The 15286-nt window shown below is 66.4% G+C and carries 14 protein-coding genes and 1 tRNA gene; 6 read left to right on the top strand and 9 right to left on the bottom strand.

Going from position 1 to position 15286, the window contains the following annotated elements:
• Positions 1-19: 19 nt before the first annotated feature.
• From FBZ90_RS20505 to FBZ90_RS20495, 3 genes are all read right to left on the bottom strand, one after another.
• Complete coding sequence (locus FBZ90_RS20505; RefSeq protein ID WP_145734851.1) at positions 20-1102, bottom strand: YeiH family protein; 1083 nt, start codon at positions 1100-1102, stop codon at positions 20-22.
• A gap of 461 nt (positions 1103-1563) precedes the next feature.
• Positions 1564-1637 (bottom strand) — tRNA-Gly (locus tag FBZ90_RS20500).
• A 138-nt stretch (positions 1638-1775) separates the two neighbouring features.
• A complete protein-coding gene (locus FBZ90_RS20495; protein ID WP_145734850.1) occupies positions 1776-2375 on the bottom strand; it encodes a GNAT family N-acetyltransferase in 600 nt (199 codons plus the stop codon).
• A 515-nt stretch (positions 2376-2890) separates the two neighbouring features.
• Between FBZ90_RS20495 and apaG the strand changes: the two genes are divergently transcribed.
• The gene (apaG, locus tag FBZ90_RS20490) at positions 2891-3283 is read left to right on the top strand and encodes a Co2+/Mg2+ efflux protein ApaG (protein WP_145734849.1); all 393 of its coding nucleotides are present in this window, start codon (positions 2891-2893) and stop codon (positions 3281-3283) included.
• Between the two features lie 190 nt (positions 3284-3473).
• On the top strand, positions 3474-4109 hold the full coding sequence (gene folE, locus FBZ90_RS20485; RefSeq protein ID WP_246130621.1) for a GTP cyclohydrolase I FolE: 636 nt from the start codon (positions 3474-3476) through the stop codon (positions 4107-4109).
• A gap of 139 nt (positions 4110-4248) precedes the next feature.
• Here the strand turns inward: folE and FBZ90_RS20480 are convergent, their stop codons facing one another.
• A complete protein-coding gene (locus FBZ90_RS20480; protein ID WP_145734847.1) occupies positions 4249-4839 on the bottom strand; it encodes a hypothetical protein in 591 nt (196 codons plus the stop codon).
• An 803-nt stretch (positions 4840-5642) separates the two neighbouring features.
• Here FBZ90_RS20480 and FBZ90_RS20475 point away from each other — a divergent pair.
• Positions 5643-6113, top strand: coding sequence for an Hsp20 family protein (locus FBZ90_RS20475; RefSeq protein ID WP_145734846.1), 471 nt, complete (start codon positions 5643-5645; stop codon positions 6111-6113).
• An 88-nt stretch (positions 6114-6201) separates the two neighbouring features.
• The gene (locus FBZ90_RS20470; RefSeq protein WP_145734845.1) at positions 6202-6447 is read left to right on the top strand and encodes a DUF1150 family protein; all 246 of its coding nucleotides are present in this window, start codon (positions 6202-6204) and stop codon (positions 6445-6447) included.
• 199 nt (positions 6448-6646) lie between these two features.
• On the opposite strand, the gene groL is transcribed toward FBZ90_RS20470, so the two are convergent.
• Both groL and groES read right to left on the bottom strand, forming a co-directional pair.
• Positions 6647-8278 (bottom strand): chaperonin GroEL, encoded by a 1632-nt coding sequence (groL, locus tag FBZ90_RS20465; protein ID WP_145734844.1) that lies wholly within the window; start codon positions 8276-8278, stop codon positions 6647-6649.
• Positions 8279-8398: 120 nt separating this feature from the next.
• Entirely contained in the window at positions 8399-8686 is a 288-nt protein-coding gene (groES, locus tag FBZ90_RS20460) for a co-chaperone GroES (protein ID WP_040848135.1), read from the bottom strand.
• Between the two features lie 288 nt (positions 8687-8974).
• Here groES and FBZ90_RS20455 point away from each other — a divergent pair, with 288 nt between their 5' ends.
• Positions 8975-10264 carry a hemolysin family protein gene (locus FBZ90_RS20455; RefSeq protein ID WP_145734843.1) on the top strand — a complete coding sequence of 430 codons (1290 nt, stop codon included), beginning with the start codon at positions 8975-8977 and terminating at the stop codon, positions 10262-10264.
• 47 nt (positions 10265-10311) lie between these two features.
• Here FBZ90_RS20455 and FBZ90_RS20450 read toward each other — a convergent pair whose 3' ends face one another.
• The gene (locus FBZ90_RS20450) at positions 10312-11622 is read right to left on the bottom strand and encodes a hypothetical protein (protein ID WP_145734842.1); all 1311 of its coding nucleotides are present in this window, start codon (positions 11620-11622) and stop codon (positions 10312-10314) included.
• Positions 11623-11890: 268 nt separating this feature from the next.
• Between FBZ90_RS20450 and FBZ90_RS20445 the strand changes: the two genes are divergently transcribed.
• Positions 11891-13270 carry a hypothetical protein gene (locus tag FBZ90_RS20445; RefSeq protein ID WP_145734841.1) on the top strand — a complete coding sequence of 460 codons (1380 nt, stop codon included), beginning with the start codon at positions 11891-11893 and terminating at the stop codon, positions 13268-13270.
• 74 nt (positions 13271-13344) lie between these two features.
• Here the strand turns inward: FBZ90_RS20445 and upp are convergent, their stop codons facing one another.
• A complete protein-coding gene (gene upp / locus FBZ90_RS20440) occupies positions 13345-13995 on the bottom strand; it encodes a uracil phosphoribosyltransferase (RefSeq protein ID WP_145734840.1) in 651 nt (216 codons plus the stop codon).
• Between the two features lie 216 nt (positions 13996-14211).
• Positions 14212-15093: a diguanylate cyclase gene (locus FBZ90_RS20435; RefSeq protein WP_145734839.1), complete on the bottom strand. Its 882-nt coding sequence runs from the start codon at positions 15091-15093 to the stop codon at positions 14212-14214.
• Positions 15094-15286: the final 193 nt, after the last annotated feature.

Raw genomic sequence — 15286 nt, 5'->3', positions numbered from 1 at the left:
TAAGGAGGGGCGGCCTGGTTCAGGCCACCCCCAGCAGATGGATGAGGCCGAGGCTGATGCCTCCGAGCACCAGAAGTGACAGCACAACCGCCGCCGTGACCCGCCCGCCGGCCTGCGCCACCGTGCGGATGTCCACGCCCAGGCCAAGGGCGGCCATGGACACGACGGTCAGCAGCGTCGCCATCTCATTGGCCGGCGCTTGCACGGCATGCGGGATCAAGCCGAAGGAACGCAGCGCCACCAGGGCCAGGAAGCCGACGATGAACCATGGCACCAGGTGATGGATGGGCGTGCGGCCGCGCGCCGGGCGCTCGCCGGCGGTGACGTGCGGCGGCATCTCGTCGGTTTCCTCACGCAGTTTCGGCGCGATCAGCGACAGGGCCAGGCACACCGGGCCCAGCATCAGCACGCGCACCAGCTTGACCAGCGTGCCCATCTGGATGGCGGTGGCGCCAGCGGGCGCCGCGGCCGCGATCACCTGCGGCACGGCATAGACGGTCAGGCCCGCCAGGGTGCCGTATTGCAGCCCGTCCAGATGCAGCGCGAGGCCGACCAGCGGCAGCCCCAGTACGACCACCACACCCAGGACGGCGGTGAAGCCGATTGAGGCCGCGACATCGTCGCCGTCGGCGCCGATGACCGGCGCCACTGCGGCGATGGCCGAGTTGCCACAGATAGAATTGCCGCAGGCCACCAGTAGGGCCATGCGCGGAGGCAGGCGGAGCAGACGGCCGATGAAGAAGCTCGCCGCGATGGCGGCCCCCACCACGCCGGCGATGCCCAGGAGCAGTCCAGGCCCGGCGGCGAGGATCGTGGCGGCACTGACCGAGGCGCCCAGCAGGATAACGGCGAGTTCCAGCAGGAACTTGGCGCTGAACGAGATGCCAGGAAACCAGCGGCGGTCCGGCGTCCAGGCAGTGCGGACGACGGTGCCGATCAGGATGGCGAGCACCAGCGCCTCAAGCCAGGCCCGCCCGAACAAGGCCGTTTCGATTTCCTGCAGGACGAAAGCCGCCCCCGTGACCGCCAGACAGAGCGCGAGGCCAGGCAGCACCTTGAGGGCGGGAAGGCGGTGGAACAGGGACGGGCTTTGCTTGGTCACGATGTGTCTCCTTGTTGGGACACATGTGCGTCTGTCGAACCAATCTATCTAACAGCTAATTGTTATGATTTTGATCTTATAAATAGATCGTTCAATGAAGCCGGCTGCCGTGAATAAGGGCCCCGAATACCGGCTTTGCGACGCGGAATCGAGGACGCGCGGGAGGGGCGGCACACCAGCCTGATCATTTCAGCCGCTTGCAGAGGAGAACAAGCAGGGGCCACCGCGGCACATCCACGACGGGTCTTGGTCGCGGGCCATGGCGGGGCATCCCTTGCTTACACAAAGGCGCTTATAGGGGGCGGTGCGAGAAAGGCGATTCGCGGAGATGGCTTCCAACCCGCTTATACCGCCATCGTGTAAGCGCCGGTTAAGCCTGCTTGGGGGCAGAATCAGGCACAACGCGGCCCCACCCGGCATAGTGCCGGGGCGCTAAGGGACTGATTTTCTAGGGAAGTTGTTGGAGCGGGTGAAGGGAATCGAACCCTCGTCGTAAGCTTGGGAAGCTTCTGCTCTACCATTGAGCTACACCCGCGCCGGGAAGGAGCTTATAGGGCTTTCCGGGGCGGCGTTCAAGCGGCAGTAAGCCTTGAGAGGCTGAAACGGCGCTTGGCACGCGCGATAACCCGCTCACGGGTCCCGGCCGTTGCAATTGGCCGGGGGGCCGGATGGGTCAGCGAACCGCCCTCCGGCGCTGGCGGGCCAGCTTGGTGACGCCGGTTTCACCGGCTGCAGCTTCGGCGGCGGCCGTCGTGCGGGTCGGGACGCGGCCCAGCATGCCGTGGGCGTTGCTGAGCGCGCCGGGGACGAATTCCAGGCCGAGGAAGCGTTCCAGTTCCACCGGGCCCGGCAGCTTCAGGCCCAGCACCGGCTGGCGGGTGAAGCCGAAGCGGTTGTAATAGGGGGCGTCGCCCACCAGCAGCACGCTGGGATAGCCCAGGGCCTGGGCCCGGGCCAGGCTGGCGCGGATGAGCTGACCGCCCAGGCCGGCGGACCGGTAATCCTCGGCCACGGCGATGGGGCCCAGCATCAGGGTCATCGTGCCGTCGGCGGCCATCACCGGCCAGTAGCGGATGGAGGCCACCAGGCGCGGCTGGGCAGCGGAATAGCCGGGGGCGGTCTCATCCAGGGCGACCATGCACAGGTCGGCCACGGGGGCCACGCCCCGGCGCAGGCGGTAAACGGTCTTGGCTTTGCGCTTCGGTCCGAAGGCGGTGTCGAGCAGGCGTTCGATGGCGCCGGCGTGCGCCGGCAGCTCAGTCGTCAGGATCATACGATTGGGGTGTCCCGGTTCTCTAAAACGATGGCGCGGTGGGCGCCTAGAGACCGGAACCGAGGGGCGTCGCCAGGATGAGGCGACGCGTCAGCGTCCGGCCGTGATACGACCCTGTCGCCCGCACAGCAGGCGACCGCAGGGTCGTCGTCGAAGGAGGAGGCTGGCGTACATATAACGCGCCGTCGGTAGTTGCACCTGAGGGCCTATATGAGGCCAAGCCCCCCCGGGCGCAAGCGTGTTTTTGCACCCAGGCCATCGCTGCGCTGGGATCGGCATCCCGCGCCCCGCAATGCTGGCCGCCCCCTGGCTCAAGCACATGGCGGGGGACACCTGGTCGCCCACCTGGGGCGAGCGCGGCGGCATCGGTGCCCCAAGGGTCTGGAGATTGGTCACGAACAGGCCTAAGAAGGATGGAGCAGGAGATTTGTCGCGGATCAGGCCGGCGCCGGCGTCACCAGGCGCGGGCCGGCGACACGGGAAAGGCCCTGGGAACGCCCTGAAAGACATGTCCGATGTACAGTGAAACCACCCACGCCATCCGGGTCAGCGTGCGCCCGGAATTCCTGGAGGACCAGTCCTCGCCCCGCGAGGGTCATTATGTCTGGGCCTACACCGTGCGAATCGAGAATACCGGGGCCGAAACGGTGCGCCTGCGCACCCGCTACTGGCACATCACCGACGCCCGCGGCCGGGTGCAGGAGGTGCGGGGCGCCGGCGTGGTGGGGGAACAGCCGGTGCTGAGCCCCGGCCAGTCCTTCGAGTACACCAGCGGCACCCCCCTGGGCACGCCCTCAGGCATCATGGTCGGCAGCTATCAGATGGAGCGCACGGACGGGACGCGCTTCGACGTGCGCATCCCCGCCTTTTCATTGGATAGCCCCCATGAGCGCGGGGCGCTGAACTGACACGCCCCCTCGCCCGTAGATAAAGGCGGATACCGGGTCCGAGAACCGTCACAGACGGCACGGCCGGCACCCTTCATGAATGCCTGCATCGGGGGACCGGCCCTTTCGTCCGGCCCCCTCGCCTCCACGCCAGCCCGTCCAAGGGAGAAACACCGTGTCCCACGCCAAGAAAACCCTCGCCGACACCGTCGTGTCCGGGCCGGTCCACGGGCGCCGCTCCGTCCCCACCACTCAAGGCCGCCCCAGCCGCGAGGAAGCGGAAGAGGCGGTGCGCACCCTGCTGCGCTGGGCGGGCGACGATCCCACCCGCGAGGGTCTGCTGGGCACCCCGGACCGCGTGGTGCGCAGCTATGAGGAGTTCTTCGCCGGCTATGCCTCCGATCCCATGGAGCTGCTGGCGCGCACCTTCGAGGAGACGGACGGCTACGACGAGATGGTCGTGCTGCGCGACATCCGTTTCGAAAGCTATTGCGAGCACCACATGGTGCCGATCATCGGCGTCGCCCATGTGGCCTACCTGCCCCGCTCGCGCGTCGTCGGCATCTCGAAGCTGGCGCGGGTGGTCGAGGTCTATGCCAAGCGCCTGCAGATCCAGGAGAAGATGACCTCCCAGATCGCCAACACCATCGATGAGGTGCTGCAGCCCCTGGGCGTGGCCGTGGTGATCGAGGCGTCGCACCAGTGCATGACCACCCGCGGCGTCCACAAGCCCGGCGTCTCCATGGTCACCAGCCGCATGCTGGGCGCCTTCCGCAACGACCCCAGCACCCGCCGCGAATTCCTGGCCATGATCGGCACCCCGGGCCAGGCCGGGAGCATGTTCTGAGGCAGCCGCCCAAAGGGCGCTCCTCCATAGGGCGTTCATGAAAAAGGCCGGGGGCATCACCGCCCCCGGCCTTTTTCGTTCACGCGCCCGGGCCCGGGGCACGGCCGTAAAAGCCGGCGCCCGGCGTTCGGGACAAGGCTTAAAGAATCATCGCCGAGAACAGGTTGTCGCGGATGCCCTTGGCCAGCTGGGCGTCCATGTCGTGCGCCATGTCGCGCACCAGTTGCGACCAGGTCTTTTCCCGCTGGTTCAGGGTCACATCCTCGGACACCGACTGGCTGGCGCTGACCACCACCGACGTGCTGCCGGCATAGCCCTTGGCGGGCATGTCCACCTGGACTTCCACGTCGAGCCGGCCGTCATAGCGTTGCGACTGGTCGGTGGTGAACCAGCCCTTGATGCCGGTGGTGCGGGGCAGGTTCACCTCGACGATGCTGGCGTTCTTGATGATGACACGGGCCTTGCCGCTGGAGCCGGCGGCCTTCAGCCGGTCCTGCACCCACAGGCGCACCACCTCGGCCGGCGTCAGCTGTAGCTGGTATTCGATGTTGGGCGGCTTCATGGGCGACACATAGTCGTTCACCACCTCGATCTCGGCGACGTTCAGGGTGATGGGCGTCTCATCGGCGAAGCCGAAGCCGCCGGACTGGGCCCAGGCGGACCGCACCCCCATGCCGGAGGGCGCCATCACCAGCAGACCGAGGACAAGGGCCACGAACAGACGACGCATGGGTCACCTCGAAAAAGGCAGTAAGCCGAAATTGTAGATGGCAATGCTTGTGTCATGAGCCCGCCGGCCGATCAAGCGCCACACCCGGAATATCCCCCGACCAAGGTCAGGGTAAGGGCGATGGCGACGCGACTCGGGGCCCTGACGGGGGGCCTAACCCCAAGGATCTTCCCGCCCGCCCCAGCCGTGCCGGGGGCACGGATGGTCCACATCCCTGTCAAGGCCGAATCGGCGTCCTCAGAACCCACCGACTAGAAGGAAATAACCCGGGAGGAGCAGCCGCAATTTCACGAAAGGTGTTTATTTTCAATGAGTTGATTTTATTGCCTATTTTCCAGGCAAAGGGTGCGAAGGCCCAGGACTCCTGGCCCCGGCACCACCCGCTCACAGACTTATCCACAGTTTCTGGGGGTATCTGACTCCCAGCCCCGGCCCTGACCGAAAGACATGCGCCGGTCGCGATGACAATCATCACAAGCAGCGGGCCATCACAAGCAGCGGGCCATCACAAGCAGCGGGCCATCACAAGCAGCGGGCCATCACAAGCAGGGGGCCATCACAAGGAGGGGGAACGACGCCGCCCCCCCTCGGGACGCGCCCTGTCGCCACCCGGCCGCGCCACCGCCCGCGCACCGGTGGAGCGCGCGTGGACGCTTGTCTTGAACCGTGGGAGGCGGTACCCATGTATCACTCAGGCGGTGCCGTTCCGGGCCGCCGAGCAGCGGGCCGAAGGCGCCGGGCTCTGGTGAGCCCCGCTGAGGCCGCCCCCGCATACTCGCTCGTTGGAGGAGGTTGCCGCCACCATGAATACCCGTGTGTCATTCCTGAACAGCCCCTTCCTATTGGGCTTCGACCAGTTCGAGCGCACGCTGGACCGGATTTCCAAATCCGCCGCGGAGGGATACCCGCCCTACAACATCGAACAGATTGGCGAGGACGGTTTGCGCATCTCGCTGGCCGTGGCCGGGTTCACCTTCGACGACCTGCAGGTGCAGACGGAAGATAACCAGCTGATCATTCGTGGCCGCCAGCAGGACGACAAATCGCGCATCTATCTGCACCGCGGCATCGCCGCCCGGCAGTTCCAGCGCAGCTTCGTCCTGGCCGACGGCATCGAGGTGCTGGGCGCCAGCCTGGATAATGGCCTGCTGCACATCGACCTGCGCCGGCCCATCCCGGAACCCAAGGTCCGCACCATCAAGATCAGCGGCGCCGCCGACGGCGCGGCCCAGCCGCAGACCATCGACGTTTCGCCCGATAAAAGCCCCGCTTGATCCGTCATTGGGCCATTTTCCGCCCTTATCCTGACAGGGCTTGAAAGAGCCTGTCTTTTCTTCACGTTGCGAAAAGCGAGTGATCATCATGACCGACAGCTTCGACACCGAATTCCAGGCGCTGAGCGCCGACGCCCTGCGCCATCTCTCCGCCCAGGACTTCGCCGCCTTCGGCGTCAATGTCCTGGCCTATGTGAAGCCGGTGGTGACCCAGGGGGTCCTGGGCTATGCCATCCACGCCGCCGATGGCACGCCGCTGGCCATGGCCGCGTCGTCCGACGTGGCGCTGGCCTCGGTCCGCCAGCACGACATGGAGCCCCAGCGCGTGCATTGAGCGCCCCCCCATGTGGGGTTAGTCCTGCTGGACATCCTTTAAGGGTCAGAGCGCGTGTGGGACGCCCCGCACGCGCTCTTTTCATATGCGCCCGTGTTTCATATGCGCCGCGCCGTGCGTCATGCCGCGCGCCTATGAAAAAGGGCCGGCCCCCTTGCGGAAGCCGGCCCCTGCATTTCCGATTCGTCTTGGGGACGAATTAGAAGTCCATGTCACCCATGCCCGGGGCGCCGGCCGGAGCGGCCTTCTTCTCGGGCTTCTCGGCGACCATCGCCTCGGTGGTGATCAGCAGGCCGGACACGGAGGCCGCGTCCTGCAGGGCGGTGCGGACCACCTTCGTCGGGTCGATGACGCCGAAGGCGAACATGTCACCGAACTCACCGGTCTGGGCGTTGTAGCCGAAGTCGGCGCTGGACTGGTCCAGCAGCTTGCCGACGACGATGGAACCGTCGGTGCCGGCGTTGAAGGCGATCTGACGGACCGGGGCCTGCAGGGCCTTGCGGATGATGTCCACGCCCACGCGCTGGTCGTCGTTGGCCGGCTTCAGGCCGTCCAGGGCCTTGGTCGCGTACAGCAGGGCGGTGCCGCCGCCGGCGACCACGCCCTCTTCCACCGCGGCGCGGGTGGCGTGCATGGCGTCGTCAACGCGGTCCTTGCGCTCCTTCACCTCGACCTCGGTGGCGCCGCCGACGCGGATGACGGCAACGCCGCCCGCCAGCTTCGCCAGACGCTCCTGCAGCTTCTCACGGTCGTAGTCCGAGGTGGTCTCCTCGATCTGCGCCTTGATCTGGCCGATGCGGGCCTCGATGTCAGCCTTGGCGCCGACGCCGTCCACGATCGTGGTCGCGTCCTTCGTGATCACCACCTTCTTGGCGGTGCCCAGCATGTCCAGCGACACGTTCTCAAGCTTGATGCCCAGGTCTTCGGAGATGACCTGGCCGCCGGTCAGGATGGCCATGTCTTCCAGCATCGCCTTGCGGCGGTCGCCGAAGCCCGGGGCCTTCACGGCGGCGATCTTCAGGCCGCCGCGCAGCTTGTTCACCACCAGGGTGGCCAGCGCCTCGCCTTCAACGTCTTCCGACACGATCAGCAGCGGACGGCCGGACTGCACGACGGCTTCCAGCACCGGCAGCAGCGGCTGCAGGCTGCCCAGCTTCTTCTCGTGCAGCAGGATGTACGGGCTTTCCAGCTCAGCCGTCATCTTGTCGGCGTTGGTCACGAAGTACGGCGACAGGTAGCCGCGGTCGAACTGCATGCCCTCGACGACTTCCAGTTCGGTGTCGAAGCTCTTGGCCTCTTCCACCGTGATGACGCCCTCGTTGCCCACCTTCTCCATGGCGCGGGCGATCATCTCGCCGATTTCGGCCTCGCCATTGGCGGAGATGGTGCCGACCTGAGCGATCTCGGCGTTGGTCGAGATCTTCTTGGAACGGCCCTTGATGTCGTTGATGACGGCGGTAACGGCCAGGTCGATGCCGCGCTTCACGTCCATCGGGTTCAGGCCGGCGGCCACGGCCTTGGCGCCTTCGCGGACGATGGCCTGGGCCAGCACGGTGGCGGTGGTGGTGCCGTCACCGGCGATGTCGTTGGTCTTCGAGGCCACTTCGCGCACCATCTGGGCGCCCATGTTCTCGAACTTGTCCGACAGCTCGATCTCCTTGGCGACGCTGACGCCGTCCTTGGTGATACGCGGAGCGCCGAAGCTCTTCTCGATGACGACGTTGCGGCCCTTGGGGCCCAGGGTCACCTTCACGGCGTCGGCCAGGATGTCCACGCCGCGCAGCATGCGGTTGCGGGCGTCGACGCCAAACTTCACTTCCTTGGCAGCCATAATCTCTCTTCCTTGAATTTCCGGGGCCTCATGAGGCCCGCGATGGCTTTGAGGGGAACACGAGAGGGCGGCGACCCGTCCAAACACTGTTGGGGGCGGTCAGCCAGCCCGGTCATCCAATCAGGCGACGATGCCCAGGATGTCGGATTCCTTCATGATGAGGTATTCGGCCCCATCGATCTTGACCTCGGTGCCCGACCACTTGCCGAACAGCACGCGATCACCAGCCTTCACGTCCAGGGCGATCAGCTTGCCCTGCTCGTCACGGGCGCCGGGGCCCACGGCGACGACCTCGCCCTCCTGGGGCTTTTCCTTGACGGTGTCGGGGATGATGATGCCGCCGGCGGTCTTCTGCTCACTCTCGACGCGGCGCACCACCACGCGGTCGTGCAGCGGACGGAACTTCATAGGATCTCTCCCTTAAAAGGCAAAAGCTGTGGGGCTGAGCCTGCTGTTAGCACTCAACCCCGGTGAGTGCTAGCGGAGATAATACGAGTCCGGATGGGAATCAAGGGCGCTGCGCAGGACGGGGCCGCCGATCGTCAAAACGTCATGACCCGGATGTGGTCACGCGCCCGCTTTGAAGGCATAAGCCGTAAAACTTGGCTGCCCTGTGATGGCGGGGACGCGACAGACTGTCCGTCCATGCTATCGTGCCGCGTGTATCCCCTCCCGACAGGCCCCGACGCCGCCCTGATGCTTTACCTGCAAATCGCCATCCTGGTTCTGCTGATTCTGTTGAACGGCTTTTTCGCCATGTCCGAACTGGCCGTCCTATCCGCCCGGCGCAGCCGGCTGACGGCCATGGCGGAAAAAGGCCAGCGCGGCGCCCGCACGGCGCTGGCCCTGCAGGAGAGCCCCTCGCACTTCCTGTCCACGGTGCAGATCGGCATCACCATGATCGCCATCGTGGAGGGCGCGTTCGGCAGCGCCACGCTGTCCGGCCCGCTGGCGGAAAGCCTGGCGGCCGTGCCGGCGCTGGCCCCCCACGCCGACAGCATCGCCGTGGCCTTGGTGGTGGTGTGCATCACCCTGCTGTCGCTGATCGTGGGCGAACTGGTGCCCAAGCGCCTGGCCCTGTTCGCCACGGAACGCATCGCCGTGCTGACCGCGCCTTTCCTGCAGGGACTATCGCGCATCGCCTCCCCCGTGGCCTGGTTCCTGGGCGCCACCACCGAACTGGTGCTGAAGCTGTTTGGCGCCGCCGGCAAGCCGGAGAACGCCGTCACCGAGGAGGAGGTCAAGAGCCTGATCGCCGAGGGTACGGCCGCCGGCGTGTTCGAGCCGGAGGAACGCCGCATGATCGAAAGCGTGCTGGGCCTGTCCGACCGGCCGGCGCGCGCCATCATGACCCCGCGCCTGGACGTCATGTGGCTGGACCTGGACGATGACGTGGCGCAGTTGACCAAGGAAATCCAGGAAAGCCACCACAGCCGCTTCCCCATCTGCCGCGGCAGCCTGGATGAGGTGGTGGGCGTGCTGCACGCCAAGGCGGTGCTGGACGCCGTGCTGGCGGGCGAGACGCCGGACTTGGGCAAGCTGGCCAACCCCGCGCTGATCGTCCATGACGGCACCCAGGTCATGCGCCTGCTGGAACTGTTCCGCTCCTCCGGCCAGCAGATGGCCCTGGTGGTGGACGAGTATGGCAGCGCCGAGGGCATCGTCACCCTCACGGACATCCTGGAATCCATCGCCGGCGACCTGCCCGAGGCCCACGACGTGGACGAGGACGAGTTCGTGCGGCGCGAGGATGGCTCCATGCTGATCGACGGTCGCATGGACATCGAGGAGGCGGCGCACGTCCTGGACCTGCCGGGCCTGCGCGACGGGGGCGACTACCTGACCCTGGCCGGCTTCCTGCTGTTCAAGCTGGGCCACCTGCCCCGCGTGGGCGAGGGCGTCGCCCACGCGGGCTATCGCTTCGAGGTGGTGGACATGGACGGCCGCCGCATCGACAAGATCCTGGTGATCCCGCCGGCGGAGTGACCCGGCGGGGCCACTCGCACCGGCCTACTCCCGACCGGATGCCGGCCTCAGGCCGGCTTCAGGGTCAGCTCGTTCACCGTGCCATCATTGACGCCCAGGTAATAGAAGCGGCCATCGAAGCCGATGGCCACGATATTGCCGTTGAGCCGGGCATCCAGCGGACCGGAGCGGGCCAGTTCAACGCCCGTATCCGCATCGCGCCACACCACATAGTCCTGGCAGTCCAGATAGTCGGTGCCGATGATGTTGCGGCGCTGTCGCGGTCCCACCACCGCCCAAAACGAGTCCATGGTTTGCGGCTGCTGCCAGACCGGGACGAAGCCCACATCCGCCTTGAAATCCAGCGCCGTCACCAGCCCGACTTTTTCATCGCTGGTGTAGATGCGGTTATGGGCCGCATCCAGGGCGGGTTTGGAGTATTCCTCACTGGGCGCGCCGTGGGGAAACGGCACGTGATGATGGTTGAGGGCGGCGTTGCCGCTGTGAAAGGCGGAAATGCGCAGGGGCTTCTTCGCCTCCAGGAAATTCGTCTGCACCACCACCCAGCCGTTCAGCATGCCGCAGGCCGGGCCGGGCTGTTCACCCGGGAAAACATATTGCGGGTTCCAGCTGGGATCGAGCGTCAGGCTGTCCGGTCCCAGCCGATAGCGCCACACGTGCGTCAGTCCCGGCAGGTAGACGAATTCGTCGGGCGCCTGCCCATCCACCATGACCCGGCCCAGGACCGGCTCCGGCGTTTCGACGACGGCCTTTATTTCCAGGGTGTCGGCATCCACCGAGACCAGGAAGGCGGGGATACCGCTGTCCTTCACCGCATAGAGCCCCGGTAAGGAATTCACCAGCGGGCGGCCCCGTTCCAGCGACTTGGCAATGATGTCGCCGCTGCGGGAAATGACGAAGCCGTTGTAGGCGGCCCCGAAACCGCCGGGGTGTTCGGGCAGGTCTATGGTGCGGTGGGCCCCCGTCGCGGGGTCGATCTTGGCCAGCTTGGCGCCGGTGACGACGTACAGGAAGCCGTTGCCGTGGACGCCCAACACCCCGGGCCAGTCGAAATAATGCTCAAAGGGCACCTTGAAGTGGACGCGCCAGCGCTCCTCCAGCGTGTCCGCATCCAGCCGCGCCACATAGGACCCGGCCTCCTCATTGTCGTCGTCGGACTCTGGTTTATCGCCGACATAGCCCCCGTAGATGAACAGCTCCCCCCGCTCACGGGTGACGATGTTGTAGGGGTTGGGGTAGTGGCCGGGGGCAAGGCGGACCGCCACCTTGGCGCGGGCCGTGCCCGTCAACTGGGCCACATCGCAGCTGTGGGGGAATTGCTGGCTCCGGATCGAGTCGAAATGCTCGAACGGCATCATGGTCCGATACCAGGGGCCATCGCTTGGCCCAGGAACGAAGGCGGCTGACTCGGGACAAGGGTCTGACATGGAACAGTCTCCCTTAAGGCGCGCGTGGTGATTCAGGCGCGATAGTATCCTTAAGGTTGTATATGCGCCCATGCCACTGGACAATAGGCCGGATTAAAAATAGCGTCCTGCCATAGGATGCAACTTAATGACGTAAACGCGTCATTAAGTTCGATTATCAGCGGGAGATATGCGCCCGCCAGCCGCCAGGAGCAGCCCCATGTCCATCGAGGTCAGCACCGTCGTCGTCCCGCGTGTGGAACCCCTGCCCATCGCGGCGGAACCGCCGCCGCAAAATCCCTATATGGCGCCCAACGGCCGTAGCAACATGCACAACGACGCCTTCATGTCGGACACCTACGGCTGGGCAGGGCCTCTGGGCGGCAAGCTGGTGGTGACCTACAAGTCGCTGGGTGGCGAAGGCGCCTCCATCACCTATGACCCTCAGGGCCGCCTGGTCACCGTCTGCATCGGGCCGGACAGTCGGCGCCTGCTGCTGCTGGACCCCGGCACGCTGGAGGTTCTGGCCGCCATGGACCTGCCCTCGGGCAAGGGCGGCAGCACTGGCTTCGGCGGCGGGGGCTATATCTATCTGAACGAGCGCAACCAGGCCGTCCTGCCCACCGCCAACCAGCAAATCTGGGTGGTCGCCGTGCCGGAGGGGAATGAAGGCTTCCGCGTGGTTCGCATCTATGACCTGGCCAGCAGCATCGGCGACTCCACCGCCAGCATCCTGTCCACCCTGCCGGACTGGAGCGGCCGGTTGTGGTGGATCACCGACAGCGGCATCGTCGGCTATGTCGACCCCGACTCCGGCGCCTGCTGGACCCTGACGCTGGACGCGCCGCAGACCATCGGCAACTCCTTCGCCGTTGACGAGACGGGCGGCGTGTTCATCGCCAGCGACTATGCGCTCTACCGCTTCGACGTGCCGGCCACCGGCACCCGCCCGCAAGTGACATGGTGCTATAGCTACGACCGCGGGCTGGCGCAGAAGCCCGGCCAGCAAAGCTGGGGCACGGGCACGACGCCGACCCTGGTGGGGACGGCCCCCGGGGAAAGCTATTGCGGCATCGCCGACAACGCCTATCCCCAAATGCATGTCGTCGTCTATCGGCGGGAGAAGGAGGTGCCGGGCAACCGCATCGTGGCCCAGGTTCCTGTCTTCCCCAAGGGGCACAGCGATACGGAGAATTCCCTGATCGGCTGCACGGGCAGCTTCTTCGTGGAAAACAACTACGGGTACAGCAACGGTGTGTCCACCCGGCCCGTGGTGCCCGGAATGGCCCGCGTGCGGTATGACAACCTGCCCTGTCCCGGCACGGTGGCCTGGGAGAACGGGCATGTCACGGTGCCCTCCGTGGTGTCCAAGCTGTCGCTGGTCACCGGCCTGCTCTACACCTACAGCCTCAAGATTGAGGACGGCCGCCACGACTGGTTCCTGACGGCGGTTTACGCGGAAACCGGGGCCATCGCCTGGAGCGCCAAGGTGGGCAGCGGCGTCCTGTTCGACAATCACTACTCCGCGCTGTCCATCGGGCCAGACGGCACGGTCTACATCCCCACCGCCCTGGGCATGGTGATGATCCGCGAGGCCTGACGCCTGCCCTCAAGACGGGAACCGGGGCCCAGCCCCGGTTCCCCAGCCCGGTTCCCAAGGTCCCGGTTTCGACGCTACTTGGTGCCGAACAAGCGATCCCCGGCATCGCCCAGGCCGGGGACGATGTAGGCGTCGTCGGTCAGGTGGCTGTCCAGGGCGGCGGTGTAGACCTTCACGTCCGGGTGGGCGTCGTGGAAGACGCGCACCCCCTCCGGTGCCGACACCAGGGCCATGAAGCGAACCTGGTCATCGGCCACGCCATGGCGGTTCAGCACGTCCACCGCATGCACGGCGGAATTGCCGGTGGCAAGCATGGGATCGACCAGGATGAAGGTGCGGCCCTGCGCGGCCGGCAGTTTCACCAGGTATTCCACCGGCTGCTTGGTGTCATGGTCGCGGTAGAGGCCGATATGGCCCTCGCGGGCGCCGGGCATCAGCTCCAGCAGACCCTCGGCCATCACCAGACCGGCGCGCAGGATGGGAACGACGGCGACCTTCTTGCCTTCGATCACCGGGGCGTCCATCTCCACCAGCGGCGTCTCGATCCGTTCCGTGGTCAACGGCAGGTCGCGCGTCAGCTCATACCCCATCAGCAGCGCGATCTCCCGCAGCAGTTGGCGGAAGCCCATGGTCGAGCGCCGCTTGTCCCGCATGTGCGACAGCTTGTGCTGGATCAGCGGGTGGTCGGCGACGAACAGGTTGGGGAATTCGGGGACGGTGCGCATGGGCGGCTAAACCACGGATCGGCAAAGGTGGAATTGGTTCCAAGCTAGCGGACGGCGCGCCTTGGCGCCACCATCGCGACAGGGGGTAACGACACGGGTGACCAAAAACACCGGCTGGAGAGGTCATCGGTTACCCCGGCCGGATGATCCTGACCAGTTGGTCAAGCCTCATGGCTGCCCCGCAGCCTGGACTCATGGCTGCCCCGCAGCCTGGACTCACGGCAACCCCGCGACCCGGGGCGGCGCGCCCGCGCTGACCACCCGGTTCCGGCCTTGATGCTTGGCCGTGTACAGGGCGGCATCGGCCTCCGCCACCAGATCCTCCGGGTCGCCATCGGGCTGCGCCTCGGCCAAGCCGAAGCTGGCGGTGAAGTGGATGGTGCGCCCGCCGCCGATGGCCACCGGCAGCGCCTCCATATCCTGGCGCAGCCGCTCCACCACGGCATAGCCGTCCATGACGGTGGCGTCCTTCAGCAGGATCAGGATTTCCTCGCCACCCAGGCGGAAGGCCTCGTCAAAGCTGCGGATGCCCCGGTTGATGGCGCCGGCCGCGGCCATCAGCACACGGTCGCCCGCCTCGTGCCCATAGGTGTCATTGACCGACTTGAACTTGTCGAGATCGCACAGCGCCACGCAGAAGGGGCGGCCGGTGCGGCGGTAGCGGTTGGCCTCCCGCTCCATCTCCTCGCGCAGGCCGGTGCGGTTGCGTAGGCCGGTGAGCGGGTCGATGCCGCTGCCGGCCACGCTGAACGCTCGCTCCACCCGGCGCAGCAAGCCCATGAACTCGTCAAATTTCTCGATCACCGCCTCATAGGCGGCCAGCGACGGCGGCTGCCCCTCGCAGGCCCGCATGTGCACCAGGCGGGCCATGCGGTGCATCTGGTCATGCAGAGAGATCAGGCGGTCGATGGCGGGCTGGTCCGCCAGCTCGCTGCCCGAGGCGCCGCGCACCCAGGCGGGAAAAGCCGTCGGCACGGGCAGGACGACGCCGTCGCCCTGGTTGAAGAACGCCGCGCGGTGCCACTGGCCTATCCACCGGAGATGCTCGTCCACCACACCGGCCAAACCGGCGGCGGAAGGCAGGGGGGACTCATTCATCGCGGAAAAACGATCCTGGTGACGGGGGCATATGCCGCAAGGATAGGCGCACCGGCGGCATACGCGGACATTACCCGCACTTTAGGTCATTCACCTATGGTTTGCATCGGGCATGACCTCACACCAAGGGATAGGGTGGCGGCGGCGCAACACCTACCGCCCGCCCCCCCCTTGCCGCTTAGCCCGGTTGTTA

It is taken from the genome of Nitrospirillum pindoramense (assembly GCF_007827955.1).
In the GTDB taxonomy this organism is placed as follows: Bacteria; Pseudomonadota; Alphaproteobacteria; order Azospirillales; family Azospirillaceae; genus Nitrospirillum; species Nitrospirillum amazonense_B.
This window is presented reverse-complemented; position numbering and strand designations above follow the sequence as displayed.